This window comes from uncultured Polaribacter sp. (genome assembly GCF_947500975.1).
Taxonomy (GTDB): Bacteria; Bacteroidota; Bacteroidia; order Flavobacteriales; family Flavobacteriaceae; genus Polaribacter.
Genome location: NZ_CANMUE010000006.1, coordinates 79,852 through 99,706, shown reverse-complemented (window position 1 = coordinate 99,706; position 19,855 = coordinate 79,852). Strand labels below are relative to the sequence as shown.

The window sequence follows — 19,855 nt, the reverse complement described above, 5'->3', positions numbered from 1 at the left end:
GGGTAATTATTTTTAAAAATTAGCTACAAAAGAAAAAGATAAATTTCTACCAGGAGCTGAAACTCCAGAAGCAAACTCAATATAATGTTCATCAAAAAGATTACTTAATCTAGCTTGTACTGAAAAATAGTCGTTTATTAAATAACTTCCATTTAAACCAAAAGTCATCCAGCTTGGAGTTCCATAATACATATCAACATCAATAGTTGCATTTGCATCCACAACAGGTGTTAAATCATGATTATCAATACCTTCAGTAAAATTAAAATCTTCTATATCTTTTTTACTATTAAACCTAAAATCGGCTCCTAGCTCAATTTTATTATTTTTATAATTTATTTCAAATTGACCAAATAATGGAGGGATTGAAGACATTGGCTCATTAGTATCATAGGTTCTTCCTTTTGTATAAGTAATAAATCCAGAGGTATTCCATATATTAGAAATCTTACCTAAATAACTTGTAGTAAATCCAGAAACATAAGCTGTTCCTCTATTTTGATTTGCAACTACATTGCCAAGTTCACCATCAAATTCTACTTGATTACTACCGTTAATGGTAAAATTATCTCTTATAATATAATCATCTAAAAGCGTATAAAAAACGTTTGCTGCTAAACGGAATTTTCTATTATTAAAATATTTTTGAATTCCTATTTCAGCATTGTATGCAAACTCTGGTTTTACATCAATATTTGGCACTGTTACATCGCCAGATTTTTCACGAACTCTACCAACATCATCTATGTTTGGAGAACGAAACCCTGAAGATAAAACACCATTTAATTGCCAGTTTTTGTTAGGTTTAAAAATGTAGCCTAAAGTTGCAGTTACTGCTGAATGGTTAGCGCTAATATCATTATTTGGCAATACAATAAAAGTTTCATCAATCCATTTAGCATTGAGTTGTGTATTTGTAAATCTGATGCCCGAATTTAAAGTAGTTTTACTATTTACATCTTGTCTATAACCTAAATAAGCAGCAGAACTTAAGTAATTACTTCCGCCATCCGGATAACGAGATTGTACTTTAAAATCGTTTGAAAAACCATCTATTTCTCCATTTGTTATATTTAAAGTTTTTCCATAAGAGTTTGAAGTAACATCATTATAAGCAAACTCAAAACCGTAAGATAAAACTCTAGTTTTGTCCGTTGTTAATGGCACAGAAAAATCTCCATTTAAACTAAAAACATCAACAGCTTCTTCTCTATAAGAACGATCTAAGCTACCAAATTTCCTTTGAATTCTACTCTCTTTAATATTTTGATAAGCCAATGTTATTGTTCCATTTTCTAACCAATTTGAATCAGGATTTAATAAGAGTTGGGTTGAAATTAAAAACCTCTTTTGCGGACCATAAAACCACTCTGCAAATTTTAATGACGATGTATCTGTTATATCATTTAATTCGGTTAATCTATCAAACCTTTGAATATCTGATGATGTTGAATATTGTAAATTTATTTTTAAATCGGATTTTTCTGATATCGGAATAAAGAATTTTTGTAACACATCTGTTTGATTATAACCTGTATTTCTTAATAAATTAGGATCTGCATTTTGAGTTGGACTCTCATTATAATTTCCTTTTACATTTTCTGAATAATAAAAAACTTCTCCCCAATCTTTAAAACCATGATTTCTGTTTTTACCTGCATTTAATTCTCCAAAATCAGAATAAGAAACACTTGTAAATGAAGCCCAATTTTTAAAACTTAATTCAACAGAAACATTTGTAGTTATTTCTTGATTTACAGTAGAATATCTAGAAAAAATTTGACTTTTAACTTCATTATCTTCAGATAGTTTTGGTGTTTTGGTATAATAATGAATTACACCTCCTAAAGCATCTGAACCATAAGTAACCGATGATGGGCCAAAAATAACTTCTGTTTTATCTAACAAATTTGGCGCAATAGTAATAGAACTTTGTAAATGGCCTTTCCTATAAATTGCATTATTCATTCTAACCCCATCAACCACTAACAAAACTCTGTTAGATTCCATTCCTCTTAAAACTGGACTTCCTCCTCCAAATTGAGATTTTTGAACTTTAATACCAGGAATAGCTGCTAACAAATCAGCAGATGTTTGAGGAGAAATTCTTTGAATCTCTTTTGAACTTAAAATTGCAATTTGCTCGGCTATTCTACTTGATTTTTCGTCTTTTTTAAAGGATGAAATTACAACTTCGTCTAACTCTTCAGATTGTTTAGTAAGATAAATAGTAAACTTTCTTTTTTGAAGAGTAGATTTTTTTATTCTGAGTGTTGCGTATGATAAATGAGAAAAAATTACAACATCATTTTTATTAAATGCTGTTACATCTGCTAAACCATTTTTAGTTGTTAAACTAATTGTTTTAGCCTGATTATAGATTGTAACATTGTTAACTTTTTTACCAGTTTGTTTATCTAGAATTTTAATTTTTTGGGCAAAAATTACTCCAGAAAATAAAAACAAAAATGTAAAAACAATATATTTCATCATCAATTAAAAATGGTTTCTAAAATTTGTAATGATTTTGGATCTCTAAAACTGCCCAAATGTAACTTAAAATACTGAATTATTAATTGTAAAACTACCTGTCTTTCTTTTTTACTAAAAGATACTTTTTCTATTGTATCAAAATTTATGCCTAATAGCTTTTTAAATTGATGAAAATCATTTTTAAAAATTACATTTTTATCACTTATTTGATCAGAAAAATTACCCTCTAATAAATTAAACCCTATTTTTTGTTTTTCAGAAACATCTGGATAAAAGCCTAAAAAGTGGGTTAAATTTAATAAAAAAAGTAGGTGAAAATTAGCAATTTTATCATGTACATCTAACCAAATAAAAGCGGTTTCAATATATTTATAAAGTTCAAAATTTTGTTCTTCTTCTTGTATCGAATTTGATAAAATTTCTGATAAAAATAACACTACCGATTGTTTAACAATATCCGTATGTATAGTTATATAAGGATGTACAACTTGTACCTCTTTAATTGAATTTAACGTATTTTTAGAGTTGTGATTTGCAATAAGAATCAGTTGAGTTAAAGGTTGAAAATGTGCAATTTTTAAACCTCCTTTTTTAGACTTTAAAATTCCTCTTATTAAATAAGACTTTAAACCTTCTAGCTCTGTGTAACATTTTACAATTAAACTAGTATCACTATATTTTAGTGAACTTAAAACGATTGCTTTTGTAGTTACAATTGGCATTAATTTACAATTGCAATTTTAGTAAATGTAGTTTCTGAACCATCATTATAAGATAAAAGAACAATATAAATCCCTGAAGCAACTTTATTACCTGCTAAGTTTCTTTTATTCCAAACAACTTTACCTCCTTGTGTTTCTTGCCCTTCAACAACATTGGTTTCGTAAACTAAATTACCAGCAACATCTAAAATTTTTACATTTGTTCCTTCAGGTAAATGTGTCTCATTTCTACCATCAATAGTAACTGTTTCATGATTTTTTAAGACTGGATTTGGATACGCATAAACATCACCCAAAACATTACCAAAAGGAGCAACATTGCTATTGTAAGCTACAATCCCATTTTCTGTAGCAAAGTAAACTTTACCATTTATATCATCTACCCTAATTTTTAAAACTCTGTTAGATGGTAATGGCGAATTTTCATTACTAAAATTTGCTAGAGTTTCTTGACCGGAAGGATTTGTGTATAAAACACCACCATTATCAGTACCAAACCATTTATTATCTGCACCATCAACAACAATACTATTAATATTTTGATCGCCTAATAAGCGTTCTCCTACTCCATTTTCTTCAATAATTATTGGTTCAGCATTTAAAACTTCTGCATCAAAAACTCCAGAGGCATTTCTATAAACCACCATACCAACTCTTGTTCCTAACCAAACTCTATTACTACCATCTACAGCAACAGTTTTTACATCTGTATCTGGCAAACCTCCTAAATTTACTGTTGTAGTTAAAGCTCTTTTCCTATCTCCATTTTCATTATAAGCATAAACTCCATTTCTTCTAGTACCCATCCAAACTGTATTGCTTTTATCAATTGCAATTTCACTTAAACCATATTTATCCGAAGCCGTTTTTAAAGAAGATAAATTATAGCTACTCCAATCTCCTGAAGGAGATAACTTTTTTAATTCGTTATTATCACTAATATTTGAAACCCATAAATTTCCTTGACTATCAAATATAGAACCACTAATTCTAAGTGTTACTCTATTTGGTTGATCAGGTACTAAATCTTCTAAACCACTATTTAAATGATTGTAAAATGTTAATATATTATCATCTTCTACTACTAACAAACCGCCTGTTGAAACACTATTTATAGAACCTGTATCTCCAAAAGAACTTATATACACTCTGTTTTCATGATTTGGGTCTATAGAAATGTAGTTTAAATCAATCACCGGAAAATCTGGATCAAACTGTGTATTTATCCAACCTTCTCCATTAAAATGGCTGAAACCTTGTTGTTTAAAAATAGACGTGTAGGTATTATCATATCCTCCATAAACCACCCAAAGATTATTATCCTTTACGTCAATAGAAAAAATATCATTAGACATTGGTCCTTCTGGATGAATTTCAATATATGAGTTTAATTGATTGGAAGTAGAATTTAAAATTCCAAACTCTTGAGTTGCTAAAAAAATAGCATCATTCTCAAAAAAAGCTGTTGTTAATGTGTAATCAAATTCTTGGGTTGAATTAAATTCAAAAATTTGATTTAAAGTAGTGTTTAAAACAATAACAGTTTTATTTAATGTAATTGTTAGTGTTGTATTTGATGATTTTAAGCTTTTTATTTCTTCAGAAAAACTTTTTGCTTGCGTTAGATTAACTCCTGAGAGTTGAAATAAATTACTTCCTTCAGAAACATAAATAGTATTATTAAAATTAGAAATATGATTAAAATTTCTATTCAAAAATAGCTGCTCCCAGTTATTAAAATCTATTAATAAATTACTATTTACATCTGCTTTAAAAATACCATCCTCAGTAAGTGCGTAAATAATATCATCAATAATTATGGTTTGATTAATATTAATAGAAGTTGAGCCGTTTCCTATAAAAAAAGTATCACCAAACTCTAAATTTTCTATATCATACTCAACAATGGCAAACGGTGTTGACAAGTATAGTTTATTACCAAATTCAGAAATATGATTAATACTTTTACTACTAGATTCATTAAAATTTGTAATATCAGAAGAAATTGTAATTGATTTATTTTCATCTATAACTTCAATCAAACCATTTTCATACCCAATAACTAATCTTTTATAAGTTTTACTGTAAAAAATTGATGATGTTGTTTTGCCAGATAAACCTTGAATAGAAGAAAATTTTTCAATTTCGTCTGTTGATTCGTCATAGGTAAAAATTGCGTTATCTACTAAAGCATAAATAATATCATCAACTTTTATAAAATCTTTTACATTATTATAAGAATAAAAATCTTCCCAAGAATCACTATAATCTATTTGAGAAAATAGATTTAATGAAAAAGAAAAAAGCAACAGAAAAAGAAAATTTTTCATAATATTATATCGAATATCAAAGATATTTAATTATTATAAACTAACGTTAAAAACAAGTATATTAGTACAAAATTGAATGGATTTTTATGAGCTTAGAAATAGAAAGAAAATTTTTGGTAAAAAATAACGATTTTAAAAAAGAAGCGTACCAAAAAAAAGAGTTGAAACAAGGATATTTAAATTCTGATAAAAACAGAACTGTTAGAATAAGAATTGCTGATGACAAAGCTTTTATGACCATAAAAGGAAAATCTAACAAAAGTGGAACAACTCGTTTTGAATGGGAAAAAGAAATAGACAAAAAAGAAGCTGAAAATTTACTTTTATTATGTGAAAACTCAATTGTAGAAAAAATTAGATATTATATAAAATGTGATAAACACATCTTTGAAGTTGATGAGTTTTTTGGCGATAATAAAGGTTTAATTGTTGCGGAAATTGAATTAAACAATGAAAAAGAGGTTTATCAAAAACCTACTTGGTTATCAAAAGAAGTAACCGGAAATGTTAATTATTACAACTCTAGCATCAGTAAAAATCCTTATAAAAATTGGTAGTTTTAAAGATTATAAATTGCTATAAAATGACTTAAACTACCCAACAATACAAATACATGAAAAATTGCATGATTGTATGGCATTTTTCTTATTGAATATAAAATAGCCCCTATTGTATAAAAAACTCCACCAGCAACCAAAAGCTGAAAATTTTCTATTGATAGGCTATTCATTAATGGCTTTATAAAAAACATTACTTGCCACCCCATTAATAAATACATTGCTGTAGAAATTTTATCAAATTTACCTGTAAAAAAAAGTTTTAAGATAACACCTATAAGTGCAAAAAACCATACAAAAACAAACATATACCAACCCAAATTAGAATCTAGAGCTACTAAACAAAAAGGCGAATAACCTCCAGCAATTAAAACATAAATTGCTGCATGATCAAAAATGTTTAATTGTCTTCTTTTCTTTGGATTTTTTGCCGCGTGATAAAATGTAGAAGCTGCATATAAAATTATTAAACTTAAACCGTAAATAACAAAACTTAGAGGTTTCCAAAATCCTTCAAAATCTAACGATTTTATAAGTAAAAAAGGAAAAGCTATTATACTTAAGACCAATCCAAAACCATGAGAAATTATATTTAATCTCTCTTCCTTATCATTATATCGGTGATTTAATTTCTCTGTCATTATTAGGTCTATTTGTATCTTTCATATACTTTTTATCATTCAATAAATCAGTATAAATAAGGTTAAAAGTTTGTTCTTTTAAATACAGTAAATCTTCTTGATTTTTTCCTTTTGTTTCTATAAATTTATGTTGGTGAATTCGAAAAGCACCAGGACTTCCTTTAAAAATATCCCAAGAAAAAAGGCGTTTACAGTCATAATACACTTGTGGTACAATTGGCATTTCATGCTCTATAGCCAAACTAAATGCTCCGTTTTTAAAAGGCGCTAAAACAACATTTTCTGTAGGTACTAATCCTTCAGGAAAAATACCTAAACTTGTACCATTTTGTAATCTTTTCTTAGCCATTTCATAAACACGCTTTCTACTTTCAGGATTATTTCTATCCACCATAATAACTACTTTCTTGTAGAAAAATCCAAAAACAGGAATCTTAACCAATTCTTGTTTTCCAACAAAAACAATAGGGTTTTTACTTAAAATAATAAGTACAAAAGGATCCATTAATGATGCGTGATTAGGGCAAAACATGTAACTTTTATTTCTGTCTAACTCTTCATCATTTGTAACTTTTAACCAAAAACCCATTCCATACAAAAGAATCTTAGCCCAAATTCTTATCATTTTCCAAAAAGTTGGATAATAAGATTCTTTAGCTGTTAAAACTATTAAAAATGGTGACATTATTATTACAGTAACAATAATCAAAAGAAGAAACCAAATGCGCCAAATAATAAGAAAAGGAATTTTAATATACTTCACAGAATCTATTAACGTTAAAAGAATGTATTAATTATCTCATATAATTAAAATAACAATTCAATAGCAAAAGTACTAATATTCTTTTGTTTCATAGATTTTGTTATCTAAAACCGTATTTTTGCCTTTAAAGATGGTTTTATAATCTTACTTATAACTTTATAAAAAATATTTAATGTCTAGAGTTTTAACAGGAGTACAAAGTACAGGTACACCACATTTAGGAAATTTATTGGGAGCAATTTTACCAGCAATAAAAATGGCAAATGACCCAAAAAATGATGCTTTTTTATTTATTGCAGACATGCATTCTTTAACCCAAATTAAAGATGGAAATCAATTAAGAGAAAATACATATAGTACAGCAGCAACTTGGTTAGCCTGTGGTTTAGATATTAATAAAACTGTATTTTATAGACAAAGTGATATACCTCAAGTTACTGAACTATCTTGGTATTTAAGCTGCTTTTTTCCTTATCAACGTTTAACATTAGCTCATAGTTTTAAGGACAAAGCTGATAGATTAGCAGACGTAAATTCTGGACTATTTACTTACCCTATGTTAATGGCTGCAGATATTTTAATATATGATGCAGAAATTGTTCCTGTTGGTAAAGATCAGTTACAACATTTAGAAATGACCAGGGATGTTGCCAGTAGATTAAATAATGTTATTGGAGAAACTTTAATTTTACCTCAAGCAAAAATACAAGAGCATACAAAGTTAGTTCCTGGTACTGATGGCGAAAAAATGAGTAAATCTAGAAATAATATTATCAATATTTTTTTAGCAGATAAAAAACTACGCAAACAAATAATGGGTATTAAAACAGATAGTAAAGGTTTAGAAGAACCTAAAAATCCAGATACTGATCCTGTTTTTGCTTTGTATAAATTATTAGCATCAGATGCAGAAATTGAAGAAATGAGAGCTAATTATTTAGGTGGAAATTATGGTTATGGACATGCAAAACAAGCACTCTACGAATTAATTATAACAAAATTTGCAACTGTTAGAGAGCGCTATAATCACTTTATGGAAAACAAACATGAAATTGATGACGCTTTAAAAATTGGAGCAGAAAAAGCGAGTTTAATTGCCAATGATGTTTTAAAACGTGTAAGAGATAAAATTGGTTATTAAATAACAAAAAACTTTTAAATATAAAAACCACGCTTATAGCGTGGTTTTTATATTTAAAGTTAAGATTTTACATTCCAAATTGACATATTAAACCTCCCATAATTGCTAAAGTTACAATCCAGTAACCAGTATTTATAGCCACATATTTTACACTTTTTCTTTCAAACATTGCAATTATTGATAAAATTGGTAATGCTAAAAATACTCCAGATAAAATTCCATGAAATGCTCCATGCTTAAAAGTTCTAAAACGATCACCATAATTTGCAATAAAATTTTGAAAGTAAGTAAATGCATCACCTGCACTTTCAGTAAAGCCTGGTTCTTCAGCTAAAGTACTATAAACCCCCATTTGATGAATGGTTGCTGGCAATAAAAATAATGCTATAAATAAGCTAAAAATATAACTTAACATAAAAGTTAAAGCCATGTTTTGGCCTGCTAAAGATTCTTTAGTAAAACCCATTTCTTTCATCCAAGCATTTCCAAATAATGGACCATACCAAACAAAGCCAATTACTAACGGAACTAAAGCCGCTAAAAAAAAGATGTAAAAATTCATTTCCATGATAAATAAGATTTTTGGTTAAATACCAAATATAAGGAATATGTTCTTAATACATTTTTATCATCAAGAAGAGAAATTTACAGCATTAATTTAACACAAAAATTATTTTTAAATATCAAAAAAAGCATTTTTAGCAAGTGTAAAAATCACTTATAAATAACCTTTTCTATTTTATTTTTATAGATTTTGCAATTGCTTCTAATTCAAAAACAAAAGCTCTTTTACTAACAGAAGGTGCATAAGTGAAGCCTTCAAAAACAACAAGTCTGTTATTTTTTTTATCGATAATTGTATAATTTAAAAATGGCCCAGCCATAAAATCATTTTTAACTTCCCATTTTCCACGAGTTTCATACGCTTTTTTTCCATCAATTTTTGCATCAAAAGTATACGGAGTATAGGCTTCTTCTGTAATCATATACATTGTTTCTGGTTTAGAACCCGGAATATATTTTTTACCAATTCTATTTCTAACAGAAATAATACTATCTGCAACTTTAGTTTCATCAACTAAAGGAACAGAATATACCAGAATATTGTTGCTACCAGTTTTTGCAATTCCGCTTGTTAAATGATGACGTAACCATAAAAACTCACCTGTATCATCTACTGTTTTAAATTTATCATGAATGGTTAATGAGATTCCTAAGTTTTGTAACGTTTTATATTGTGTGTCATCAAGTTTAGTTTTTTCAAAAATGCTTTGTGTAAACTTTACATCAGATTCTAAAAATATTTTTTTTATTTTTTCTTTATTTTTTTGTAGCATTTTTATAATAGCTTCATCATTCTTAGCTTGAACGTAAACAATGGTTTGAGGCTGTGCATATTGATTTTTTTTAATTGAAAAATTAGATTTTTCTCCTTCAGTAACTACCAAAATATTTCTGCTAGCTTTCATCATAGAACTAAATCCATTTGGTGCAACTTGAGAAACAGATAAAATTGGTTCTGGTTGTGGCAAACCTACTTGTAATTCTCCAAAAGAATTTCTTATTTCTTTACCAACATCACCTGTCCAATCACTAGCTTTAGTAACCACCATTACTTTGTTTATTTTACCAATAGAATCTTTTAAAATAAATTTATCATTTCCAACGCAAGAGGTCAAAAGAATAGTAATTAATCCAATTAAAAATATTTGTTTCATGGGTTTAGTTTTTATAGATTTTAAGTTTAGTTCCAAGCTTTAAACTTTTAACACTCCAAATATTGTTCCATTTCTTAATTTCATCAACAGAAACATTATTAAATTTTCTAGCAATAGTCCAAAGTGAATCTCCTTCTTTTACAATATATGTTTTATAATCTCCTTTTGGAGTTACAATTTTAGCTGAAATATTGTTTTCTTTTTTTGGTGATTTACTAACTGAAAACGGTATTTTTTTTGGATAAATAGAAAGCCTTTGTCCTATTTTTAAACGACTACTTTTTAAACCATTCCAACGTTTTAAATTGCTAACTCTTACACCAAATTTATTTGCTATTTTCCCTAAAAAATCTCCACTTTTTACTTTGTAACGAATTTGTTTATCCATTTCAAAATACTGAGGTAAAGGTTTTTCTCCGCTTGCTTCATCTGCAGCAGCCAAATCATAAATTTCTTGTTCTTTATCTAAAAATTCTACAATTTTATTTTTAGGTAAACGAACCGCATATCTTTTATCCTTTAAAAAAGGAATAACATCCAACTTATAAGCAGGATTTAAAAAAGATAACATTTCTTGATTTACATCTATTTTTTCTGAAATTTGATCAAAACTAATGGTTCTTTTTACTTGTATCGTGTCTGTATCAAAATTAAAAATTTTAGGAATTTCTGGATATATATTATGCTCTTTTGCATATTCAAAAATATACATAGTTGCATAAAAAGCTGGTAAATAACCAGCTGTTTCTCTTGGTAAAAATGGTCTTATATTCCAATAATTTTTATATCCTCCAGAACGTTTTATAGCTTTTGTTACATTTCCTGGTCCAGAGTTATAAGCTGCTAATGCTAAATCCCAATCGCCAAAAATCTTATATAACTGACTCAAATATTCACATGCAGCAATAGTTGCTTTTACAGGATCTTGACGTTCATCTACGTAAGAATTTACTTTTAAACCAAACTGAATTCCTGTTCCGTACATAAATTGCCACAAACCTGTTGCACCAACTCTCGATTTTATTTGAGGTCTTAATGCTGATTCTACAATTGCCAAATATTTCATTTCCAAAGGAATATCAAACTGATCTAAATATTGCTCAAACATTGGAAAATAGTACTTTGCTTTTCCCATTAATGCTGGGTAATGTCTTTTACGATATAATAAGTAACTATTGATAACTTTTTCTAACGCAGGGTTATAATCTAACTGAAATGGAGTTCTAGCATTTAAAGTTGCCAATCTTTCTTTTAATAAAGCCGATGTTAAAACTGAAGTTGTATTACCTATAATATCTTTATCGGCAATCACATATTCTAAAGTATCTAATAAGGATGAATTAAATTTTTCATCAACTAATAAGCTATCAATAGTTTTTAAATCATGATCAGAAAAAAAATCTTCTTGTTTTATAATTTTAATTGAATCTTTAGCAATAAAAAAAGTATCTTTTTTTACAATTAAAATACTATCTTTTTTTTCTTGAGAAAAAATAGAAATACTAAAAAATAAGAAGATTAAAAGTTTGTTCATATAAACTATATATCTAATTCTACAGCAATTGGACAATGGTCTGAATGTTTGGCTTCTGGTAAAATATAGGCTCTAGCAATTTTTTCTTTTAATGGTTCAGAAACCATTGCATAATCTAAACGCCAACCTTTATTATTTGCTCTGGAATTTGCCCTATAACTCCACCAAGAAAATTCTTGTTTTTCTTGATTTAAGTAACGAAAACTATCTATAAAACCACTATTGATGAAGTTTCCTAACCAAGTTCTTTCTTCAGGTAAAAACCCAGAAACCCCTTTCATTTTTGGATTATGAATATCAATTTCTTCATGACAGATATTGTAATCTCCACAGATAACCAAATTAGGAATTTCTTGCCTTAAATTATTAATGTATTCTTGAAATTCATCCATATAATTAAGCTTAAAAGTTAATCTATCCATATTTGTTCCTGAAGGAAGATATAAACTCATAATAGAAACTTCATCAAAATCTACACGAAGATTTCTACCTTCAAAATCCATAGTTTCAATTCCAGTTCCGTACTCTATATGATTTGGTTTTTCTTTACAAAAAATAGCTACTGAAGAATATCCTTTTTTTTGTGCAGAAAACCAATAATGATGAAGATAACCAGCATTTTCAAACTCTTTAACATCTAATTGCTCTTTATGTGCTTTGGTTTCTTGTATGCAAATTACATCAGGATTTGCAGCTTTTAACCAATCAATAAATCCTTTTTTAATTGCTGCTCTAATTCCGTTTACATTGTAAGATATTATTTTCATAAAAGCCTCCTTTTAATTTCCCAAAAGGGAAAAAACACACTTGTTTTAATTATTTATTTTTTGCTTAAATATTCATTTCTGGTATTTCTCCATTTACAACCAAAGTACCATCTGTAGCATTTTTAATATCTTCTACAGAAACTCCCGGTGCCCTTTCTAACAGATGAAATTTATTATTTTTTACTTCTAAAACAGCTAAATTTGTTACCACTTTTGTTACACAACCAACACCCGTTAAAGGCAAAGAACATTTTTTTAGTATTTTTGATTCTCCTCTTTTATTAGTATGCATCATGGCTACAATTATATTTTCTGCAGAAGCTACTAAATCCATTGCCCCACCCATTCCTTTTACCATTTTTCCAGGAATTTTCCAGTTAGCAATATCTCCGTTTTCAGCAACTTCCATGGCTCCTAAAATTGTTAAATCTACATGTTTACCTCGAATCATAGAAAAACTCATAGATGAATCAAAAAAACTTGCTCCTGGCATTGTTGTAATGGTTTGCTTACCTGCATTTATAATATCTGCATCTTCTTCTCCATCAAAAGGAAAAGGCCCCATTCCTAAAACTCCGTTTTCACTTTGGAATTCAACTTCAATATCATTTCTAACATAATTTGCAACTAAGGTTGGAATTCCAATACCTAAGTTTACATAAAATCCGTCTTGAACTTCTTGTGCGATTCTTTTCGCTATTCCGTTTTTATCTAACATAACTAGCTTTTTTGTCTTACTGTTCGTTGCTCAATTCTTTTCTCGTAATTTTCTCCTTGAAAAATACGTTGAACAAATATTCCAGGAATATGAATATTATTAGGGTCTAAGGCTCCAACAGGGACTAATTCTTCCACTTCTGCAACTGTAATTGTTGCTGCTCCACACATATTAGGATTAAAATTTCTTGATGTTCCTTTAAATATTAAATTTCCTGCAGCATCACCTTTCCAAGCTTTAACAAAAGCAAAATCGGCTTTAAAAGCAGGTTCTAATACATACATTTTACCATCAAACTCTCTAGTTTCTTTTCCTTCAGCAACTTCAGTTCCATATCCTGCAGGTGTATAAAATGCAGGAAACCCTGCTTGAGCCGCTCTACATTTTTCTGCTAAAGTACCTTGCGGTGTTAACTCAACTTCTAATTCTCCTGATAGCATTTGACGTTCAAACTCATCATTTTCACCAACGTAAGAAGAAATCATTTTTTTAATTTGCTTTCCTTGCAATAACAAACCTAAGCCAAAATCGTCTACACCTGCATTATTTGAAATACAAGTTACGTCTCTAACATTTAGTTTTACCAATTCTGCAATTGCATTTTCAGGAATTCCACATAACCCAAAACCACCTAGCATTAAGGTCATTCCACTTTTTACCCCTTTTAAGGCCTCTTCAATTGTATCTACTTTTTTGTTAATCATAAGAATATTATTTTTAAAAATAAATTATTAAAAATCAGTATCACTATCAGGGTTTTCGTCATCTATATCATCATCAGACTCTTTTGCACAATTAATTTTTATGGATAAATTTCGTGGTCTCTCAAAAGGTTCTTTACTTATTTTAAGTGTTTTATCTTCATAACATTTTCGCATAAAAAGAGCCCAAGAAGGTAAAGACATTGTTGCACCTTGCCCTTTAGTTATTCCTGCAAAATGAGTAGCTCTATCTTCACCACCTGTCCAAACTCCAGTTGCTAAATTAGGCACAATTCCCATAAACCAACCGTCAGATTGATTTTGAGTTGTACCCGTTTTACCAGCAATATCATTAGAAAATAAATAAGGAAAACCGGTAATAGCCTTTCCTCCAGAAGTATAAGTAGATCGCAATCTAATTCCTGAACCAGACTGAGTAACACCTTTTAATAAATCTAAAATAACATAAGCAGATTCTTCACTTAAAACCTCTTGTGTTTCAGGTGTAAAGTCTCTTAAAACGGTTCCGTTTTTATCTTCAATTCTTGTAATAATCATTGGGCTAACTCTTAAACCTTTATTAGCAAAAGTACTATATGCACTTACCATTTCTAATAACGATAAATCTACTGCTCCTAATGCAATTGAAGGATTTGCTTTAATCTCCGTTTCTATACCTGCTGCTTTAGCCAAACGTACTACATTTTCTGGAGCAACTTTATCAATCAAATTTGCCGATATTGTATTTACAGAACCAGCTAATCCATCTTTTAAAGTTAGCATTCCACCATATTGGTTATTAGAATTATCTGGAGTCCAATCTTTAGGAATACCATATTTTCCTTTAGGAATTGTATATCGAATATTTGGTAATTCATCACAAGGAGACATGCTTAATTGATTAATAGCAGTAGCATATACAAATGGTTTAAATGTAGAACCTACTTGTCTTTTTTGTTGGGCAACAGCATCGTATTTAAAATGTTTATTATCAATACCACCAACCCAAGCTTTTATGTGCCCTGTTTGTGGTTCTATAGATAATAACCCGGAGCGTAAAAAGTATTTATAGTATTTGATAGAATCGTTTGGAGACATAATTGTATCAATATCCCCTTTCCAAGAAAACACTTTCATTGCTGTTTTCTTTTTAAAGATTTCATCAATTTCTTTGGTTGATTTTCCAACCTTTTTTAATCGTTTATATCTTTCAGAATTTCTTTTTCCACGATCAAGAATTTTTGCGATATCGTCTTTATCAATATCATAAAAAGGAGCTGTTTTATTCTTTTTTTGTTCTTTAAAAAAGTATGATTGTAAATTAGACATGTGTTCTTTTACAGCTTCCTCAGCATATTTTTGCATTCTAGAATCTATAGTAACAAATATTTTTAATCCGTCTTTAAAAATATCATATTCTTCACCATTTGGTTTTGGGTTATTTTGTACCCATTTGCGCATAACTTTTTGAAGATGTGCTCTAAAGTAAGTTGCAGAACCATCACTATGACTTTCTGGTGTGTAATTTATTTTTAGTGGCAACTTTTGCAAAGAGTCTTTTTCTTGTCTTGTTAAAAAGCCATTTTTTTCCATTTGAGAAAAAACAACATTTCTTCTTCCTAATGATTTCTTTTTAGATATTTTTCTATGAGGATTATACTGTCTTGGATTTTTTAACATTGCAACAATAATGGCAGATTCTTGTAAATCTAACTCTTTGGCTTCTTTACCAAAATAGATTCTTGCGGCAGAACGAATACCTGATGCATTATATAAAAACCCTTGAGTATTTAAATACATAGCAATAATCTCTTGCTTAGTATATTGTCTTTCTAATTTAATAGCAACAACCCACTCTTTCATTTTTTGGCCTATTCTTTTAAAAATATTTCTAGACGCTCTTTTAGTAAATAAATTTTTTGCTAATTGCTGCGTAATTGTACTTGCTCCACCACCAGAACCTAATTTAACAATTGCTCTTGCTGTTCCTCTAAAATCAATTCCAGAATGTTCGTAAAAACGTTCATCTTCTGTTGCCACCAAAGCTTTTACTAAATTATCTGGTAGCTCTTTAAATTTAATAGGAGTTCGGTTTTCGGTAGCGTATTTTCCAATTGTTTTTCCATCAGAAGAAATTACCTCTGTAGCTAAATTTGTTTGAGGATTTTCTAACTCATCAAAAGTTGGTAAATCTCCAAAAACTCCCCAAGAAGTTAATAAAAATAAAGATAAGATTATTGAGAATCCGCCTAAAACTAGTCCCCAAAACCATTTTAGATATTTTTTAAAATTTGTTGTTTCTTTTTTTGCCATTTTATTTTGTCTTTTCTATACTAAAACCTACATCTTGAATTCCTTCTAAAAACTCAATGGGATGTATTTCACCGTTTTTTCTCATTGCTTGGCGCACACTAAAAACATGTTTGCCTGGTACCGAAAATATTTTATTTTCTTTATAAAATAATTTATTTTCTTTTATTTCAGCAAAACCACTACCTAAAAAATTACCTAAATTATCGGTCATTTCATACTGTAATGTATCAATAACTTTAGTTCCGTTTGCAAAATTTAATTCGGTAATTAAATATAAATTACTGTATGGATAGTTATTGTTATTTCTAATATTGATAAATAAATTTTTTGGGGAAATTGTATCCTGTACTTCAAACTCAAAAGAAACTTTATCGTTTGCTTTCCATGAAGTACCTGGCATTGTTTTAAACTCAGAAAAAATAGTTTTTGAGTTGCAAGAAACTAAGAATAAAAAAAGTAGTAAGCCACAAAAAACTTTATTTTTCTTGAGTATTATTTCCATTTTTAGGCTTATTATTTCTTCTATTTCTGTTGTTTTTTCTTGGAGCCGAACCTTCTTTTACTTGAGCTTTTGGCTGATTCTGGTTGTTCTTTGGTCTTGCCTTTGGTTTGGGTTTAGGCTTTCTTTTTTGTTGCAGTTTTTGTCCGTTTGCATTTGGTTGATTTGCATTTGCTGCAACTGGTTTTTTCCTTTTATTTCTATTCCTATTATTTCTTTTTCGTTTACTTGTTTTTGGAGCATCAAATCGTGTTAAACTATCTTGGCCAACTGCATCTTCAAAATTCACTTTTACAGGAGTTTCAATTTCAGATTCATATTCTTCTAACGAAATAGATTTTTCGTTATTTTTATTCAATTCAATAATTTCTTGAACCTGCTCTAATGTTAACCTAAACCATTTAAAACGCTCTGCACTATAAGTATACCATAAATGATTTTTAAAAATATCCATTTTTACAAAAACAGCATCACCTTTTTCTGTTTTTAAAACCAAATCTTGTTTTGGAAAATCTTTTAAAGCATCTAAATAGGTATCTAATTCAAAATTTAAACAACATTTAAGTTTACCACATTGCCCTGCTAATTTTAAAGGGTTTAATGATAATTGCTGATAACGAGCAGCAGAAGTTGATACTTTTCTAAAATCTGTTAACCAAGTTGAACAACACAATTCTCTACCACAAGAACCAATTCCGCCCAATCTAGCTGCTTCTTGTCTTGCACCAACTTGTTTCATTTCTACTCTTATAGAAAATGCACCAGCTAAATCTCTAATTAATTGTCTAAAATCTACTCTAGATTCTGCTGTGTAATAAAAAGTTGCCTTATTTCCATCTCCTTGATATTCCACATCAGAAAGCTTCATTTGTAATCCTAAACGTCCAAGAATTTCTCTTCCTTTTCTTTGAGTTTCTTCTTCTTTGGCTCTAGCAGCTTGCCAAACATCAATATCTCTTTGACTTGCTTTTCTGTAAATTTTCTTAACATCTTCATGATCTTCAGTAATTTTTCGCTTTTTCATTTGCACTTTTACCAATTCTCCAGCTAAAGAAACTGTACCAATATCATGCCCGGGAGAACCTTCTACAGCAATTATATCTCCCATAGAAATGGGTAAATTTTCTGTATTTTTAAAAAAATGTTTTCTTCCGTTTTTAAAACGGACTTCATAAATATTAAAACGTTCTTCTCCACTAGGTAATGTCATGTTAGACAACCAGTCAAAAACGGCTAATTTACTCCCACTTCCACAGGTTCCAGACCCACAATTACCATTACTTTTACAACCTCTAGGTACACCATTTTCTGTTGTACCACAACTTCCACATGCCATGTTTGTAAATATATTTTATAAAAGCCTACGCTTTTTAAGTTCATAAATTGATTATCAGACTGATACAAAATATCAATTTGATAAAGACTAATTCGTAAATATACGCATTCTTCAAGAATGAAAAAATAGGTGATTAAAAGTTAACATAACTTATTTTTTATTTAAGCATGTATCAAATGTAGTTTGAATGTTTACTTATTTTTTATTTATTTTAGAATTCGTGTAGATTGAATTAGAATTTGCTTAAAATTATTTTTTTAACAAAAAAAAGACCTTTTTTAAAGGCCTATTTTCATTTTATATAAAATAATTTTACTTCTTAAACTTCAAAACCTCACTTCTTCCTTTTTTAAAGATTTTATTGCTATTTCCCTTCCCTTTTCTAAGTTCTTTTTGCTCCTCAAATGATAATTGAATTATTTCTTGACAATCATTTGAACATGTATTTTCCATCTTTTCTGAACATTCATCACATTGAATAAATAATAAATGACAAGCTTCGTTAGCGCAATTTGTATGTACATTACAAGGTTTTCCACATTGATGACAATTAGAAATTACATCATCAGTAATTTTTTCTGCTCTTCTATGATCAAATACAAAGTTTTTACCAATAAACTTATTTTCTATTCCTTCTGATTTTACTTGACGGGTATATTCTATAATTCCGCCTTCTAGCTGAAAAACATTTTTAAAACCTTTGTGTTTATAATATGCAGAAGCTTTTTCACAACGAATACCTCCTGTGCAATACATCAGTAAATTTTTATCTTCTTTATTATCTTTTAAATCTTCTTCAATAATATCTAAAGAATCTCTAAATGTATCAACATCTGGTGTTATAGCCCCATCAAAATGACCAATTTCGCTTTCGTAATGATTACGCATATCTACACAAACTGTATTAGGATTTGCTAACATTTCATTAAACTCCTTCGCATTTAAATGCACACCTTTGTTTGTTACATCAAAAGTTTCATCGTTTAAACCATCAGCCACAATTTTGTTTCTAACCTTTACTTTTAGTTTTAAAAACGATTTATTATCATGCTCAACAGCTACATTTAAACGAATATTTTCTAAAAAAGAAATACTATCTAATTGATCTTTTAAAGCATAAAAATTTTCTGAAGGAACGGATAGTTGTGCATTTATACCTTCGTAAGAAACATAAATTCTTCCTAAGACATCTAAAGCATTCCATTCTAAGAATAACTTATCTCTTAATAATTGTGGATTTTCTATCTTATGATATTGATAGAATGATATTGTGAGTCGGTCTTTACCAGCTTCATCAATTAATTTAGCGCGTTCTAGAGCGCTTAACTTATTGTACAGTTGCATGCTATACTAATTTAGGTTAAACGATTATTTTAATGACCACAAAATTACAACATTTCCATTAAAACTAGTTATTAAGAAGAAGAATAACAAAGCAATCTATTTCTTAATTAAAAAATTGCTTAACAACTAATAATAACTTATGCCAATAAACAGGTTTAGCCCAGATTGAAATGGCATCCTTTTTATTTTGTTGATAAATAAAAGACCTTGCGAGGAACGAAGCAATCTGTTTTTAATTAAAAGGTTACCTCAATTTACAAAACAATAACTTTAGCAAT

At 28.9% G+C, this 19,855-nt stretch carries 17 protein-coding genes; 2 read left to right on the top strand and 15 right to left on the bottom strand.

From position 1 onward, the window contains the following. Positions 1-12 precede the first annotated feature (12 nt). Genes Q0733_RS08265 through Q0733_RS08255 form a run of 3 tightly spaced genes read right to left on the bottom strand, consistent with a single transcriptional unit; the run spans position 13 to position 5,545 of the window. Positions 13-2,493, bottom strand: a complete 2,481-nt coding sequence (locus Q0733_RS08265; protein ID WP_298781192.1) for a TonB-dependent siderophore receptor — start codon at positions 2,491-2,493, stop codon at positions 13-15. Continuing rightward, a complete protein-coding gene (recO, locus tag Q0733_RS08260) occupies positions 2,493-3,215 on the bottom strand; it encodes a DNA repair protein RecO (protein ID WP_298781190.1) in 723 nt (240 codons plus the stop codon). The genes Q0733_RS08265 and recO overlap by 1 nt, the downstream gene beginning before the upstream one ends. Then, positions 3,215-5,545 (bottom strand): T9SS type A sorting domain-containing protein, encoded by a 2,331-nt coding sequence (locus Q0733_RS08255; protein ID WP_298781187.1) that lies wholly within the window; start codon positions 5,543-5,545, stop codon positions 3,215-3,217. The genes recO and Q0733_RS08255 overlap by 1 nt, the downstream gene beginning before the upstream one ends. Before the next feature lie 86 nt (positions 5,546-5,631). Between Q0733_RS08255 and Q0733_RS08250 the strand changes: the two genes are divergently transcribed. Beyond that, positions 5,632-6,102 carry a CYTH domain-containing protein gene (locus tag Q0733_RS08250; protein ID WP_298781186.1) on the top strand — a complete coding sequence of 157 codons (471 nt, stop codon included), beginning with the start codon at positions 5,632-5,634 and terminating at the stop codon, positions 6,100-6,102. Between the two features lie 2 nt (positions 6,103-6,104). Here Q0733_RS08250 and Q0733_RS08245 read toward each other — a convergent pair whose 3' ends face one another. Together Q0733_RS08245 and Q0733_RS08240 are read right to left on the bottom strand one after the other, a co-directional pair. Then, positions 6,105-6,743, bottom strand: coding sequence for a hemolysin III family protein (locus Q0733_RS08245; protein ID WP_298781183.1), 639 nt, complete (start codon positions 6,741-6,743; stop codon positions 6,105-6,107). Beyond that, a complete protein-coding gene (locus Q0733_RS08240; protein WP_298781180.1) occupies positions 6,715-7,428 on the bottom strand; it encodes a 1-acyl-sn-glycerol-3-phosphate acyltransferase in 714 nt (237 codons plus the stop codon). Before Q0733_RS08240 ends, Q0733_RS08245 begins: the two co-directional genes overlap by 29 nt. A 250-nt stretch (positions 7,429-7,678) precedes the next feature. Between Q0733_RS08240 and trpS the strand changes: the two genes are divergently transcribed. After that, entirely contained in the window at positions 7,679-8,647 is a 969-nt protein-coding gene (gene trpS, locus Q0733_RS08235) for a tryptophan--tRNA ligase (RefSeq protein WP_298781178.1), read from the top strand. 67 nt (positions 8,648-8,714) lie between these two features. Here trpS and Q0733_RS08230 read toward each other — a convergent pair whose 3' ends face one another. The 10 genes from Q0733_RS08230 to Q0733_RS08185 all read right to left on the bottom strand — a co-directional run bounded on the left by Q0733_RS08230 (position 8,715) and on the right by Q0733_RS08185 (position 19,577). After that, the gene (locus Q0733_RS08230; protein ID WP_298781176.1) at positions 8,715-9,215 is read right to left on the bottom strand and encodes a DUF1761 domain-containing protein; all 501 of its coding nucleotides are present in this window, start codon (positions 9,213-9,215) and stop codon (positions 8,715-8,717) included. Between the two features lie 166 nt (positions 9,216-9,381). Then, the gene (locus Q0733_RS08225; RefSeq protein WP_298781173.1) at positions 9,382-10,365 is read right to left on the bottom strand and encodes a DUF4837 family protein; all 984 of its coding nucleotides are present in this window, start codon (positions 10,363-10,365) and stop codon (positions 9,382-9,384) included. Positions 10,366-10,369: 4 nt separating this feature from the next. Continuing rightward, on the bottom strand, positions 10,370-11,899 hold the full coding sequence (locus Q0733_RS08220) for a lytic transglycosylase domain-containing protein (protein ID WP_298781170.1): 1,530 nt from the start codon (positions 11,897-11,899) through the stop codon (positions 10,370-10,372). Between the two features lie 5 nt (positions 11,900-11,904). Beyond that, complete coding sequence (locus Q0733_RS08215; RefSeq protein WP_298781169.1) at positions 11,905-12,666, bottom strand: exodeoxyribonuclease III; 762 nt, start codon at positions 12,664-12,666, stop codon at positions 11,905-11,907. Between the two features lie 64 nt (positions 12,667-12,730). Next, positions 12,731-13,384 (bottom strand): 3-oxoacid CoA-transferase subunit B, encoded by a 654-nt coding sequence (locus Q0733_RS08210; protein WP_298781167.1) that lies wholly within the window; start codon positions 13,382-13,384, stop codon positions 12,731-12,733. A gap of 2 nt (positions 13,385-13,386) precedes the next feature. Further along, positions 13,387-14,088: a CoA transferase subunit A gene (locus Q0733_RS08205; protein WP_298781165.1), complete on the bottom strand. Its 702-nt coding sequence runs from the start codon at positions 14,086-14,088 to the stop codon at positions 13,387-13,389. A 27-nt stretch (positions 14,089-14,115) separates the two neighbouring features. Further along, entirely contained in the window at positions 14,116-16,398 is a 2,283-nt protein-coding gene (locus Q0733_RS08200; protein WP_298781163.1) for a transglycosylase domain-containing protein, read from the bottom strand. Position 16,399: 1 nt separating this feature from the next. Further along, positions 16,400-16,900 (bottom strand): gliding motility lipoprotein GldH, encoded by a 501-nt coding sequence (locus Q0733_RS08195; protein ID WP_298781160.1) that lies wholly within the window; start codon positions 16,898-16,900, stop codon positions 16,400-16,402. After that, a complete protein-coding gene (locus tag Q0733_RS08190) occupies positions 16,875-18,233 on the bottom strand; it encodes a regulatory iron-sulfur-containing complex subunit RicT (RefSeq protein ID WP_298781158.1) in 1,359 nt (452 codons plus the stop codon). Before Q0733_RS08190 ends, Q0733_RS08195 begins: the two co-directional genes overlap by 26 nt. Before the next feature lie 312 nt (positions 18,234-18,545). Beyond that, positions 18,546-19,577 (bottom strand): rhodanese-related sulfurtransferase, encoded by a 1,032-nt coding sequence (locus Q0733_RS08185; RefSeq protein ID WP_298781155.1) that lies wholly within the window; start codon positions 19,575-19,577, stop codon positions 18,546-18,548. Positions 19,578-19,855 lie beyond the last annotated feature (278 nt).

Bases quoted from the DNA above. Each gene is read 5' to 3' on its own strand.
- Q0733_RS08265 (WP_298781192.1), bottom strand. From the start codon at position 2,493: ATGATGAAATATATTGTTTTTACATTTTTGTTTTTATTTTCTGGAGTA.
- recO (WP_298781190.1), bottom strand. From the start codon at position 3,215: ATGCCAATTGTAACTACAAAAGCAATCGTTTTAAGTTCACTAAAATAT.
- Q0733_RS08255 (WP_298781187.1), bottom strand. From the start codon at position 5,545: ATGAAAAATTTTCTTTTTCTGTTGCTTTTTTCTTTTTCATTAAATCTA.
- Q0733_RS08250 (WP_298781186.1), top strand. From the start codon at position 5,632: ATGAGCTTAGAAATAGAAAGAAAATTTTTGGTAAAAAATAACGATTTT.
- Q0733_RS08245 (WP_298781183.1), bottom strand. From the start codon at position 6,743: ATGACAGAGAAATTAAATCACCGATATAATGATAAGGAAGAGAGATTA.
- Q0733_RS08240 (WP_298781180.1), bottom strand. From the start codon at position 7,428: ATGTCACCATTTTTAATAGTTTTAACAGCTAAAGAATCTTATTATCCA.
- trpS (WP_298781178.1), top strand. From the start codon at position 7,679: ATGTCTAGAGTTTTAACAGGAGTACAAAGTACAGGTACACCACATTTA.
- Q0733_RS08230 (WP_298781176.1), bottom strand. From the start codon at position 9,215: ATGGAAATGAATTTTTACATCTTTTTTTTAGCGGCTTTAGTTCCGTTA.
- Q0733_RS08225 (WP_298781173.1), bottom strand. From the start codon at position 10,365: ATGAAACAAATATTTTTAATTGGATTAATTACTATTCTTTTGACCTCT.
- Q0733_RS08220 (WP_298781170.1), bottom strand. From the start codon at position 11,899: ATGAACAAACTTTTAATCTTCTTATTTTTTAGTATTTCTATTTTTTCT.
- Q0733_RS08215 (WP_298781169.1), bottom strand. From the start codon at position 12,666: ATGAAAATAATATCTTACAATGTAAACGGAATTAGAGCAGCAATTAAA.
- Q0733_RS08210 (WP_298781167.1), bottom strand. From the start codon at position 13,384: ATGTTAGATAAAAACGGAATAGCGAAAAGAATCGCACAAGAAGTTCAA.
- Q0733_RS08205 (WP_298781165.1), bottom strand. From the start codon at position 14,088: ATGATTAACAAAAAAGTAGATACAATTGAAGAGGCCTTAAAAGGGGTA.
- Q0733_RS08200 (WP_298781163.1), bottom strand. From the start codon at position 16,398: ATGGCAAAAAAAGAAACAACAAATTTTAAAAAATATCTAAAATGGTTT.
- Q0733_RS08195 (WP_298781160.1), bottom strand. From the start codon at position 16,900: ATGGAAATAATACTCAAGAAAAATAAAGTTTTTTGTGGCTTACTACTT.
- Q0733_RS08190 (WP_298781158.1), bottom strand. From the start codon at position 18,233: ATGGCATGTGGAAGTTGTGGTACAACAGAAAATGGTGTACCTAGAGGT.
- Q0733_RS08185 (WP_298781155.1), bottom strand. From the start codon at position 19,577: ATGCAACTGTACAATAAGTTAAGCGCTCTAGAACGCGCTAAATTAATT.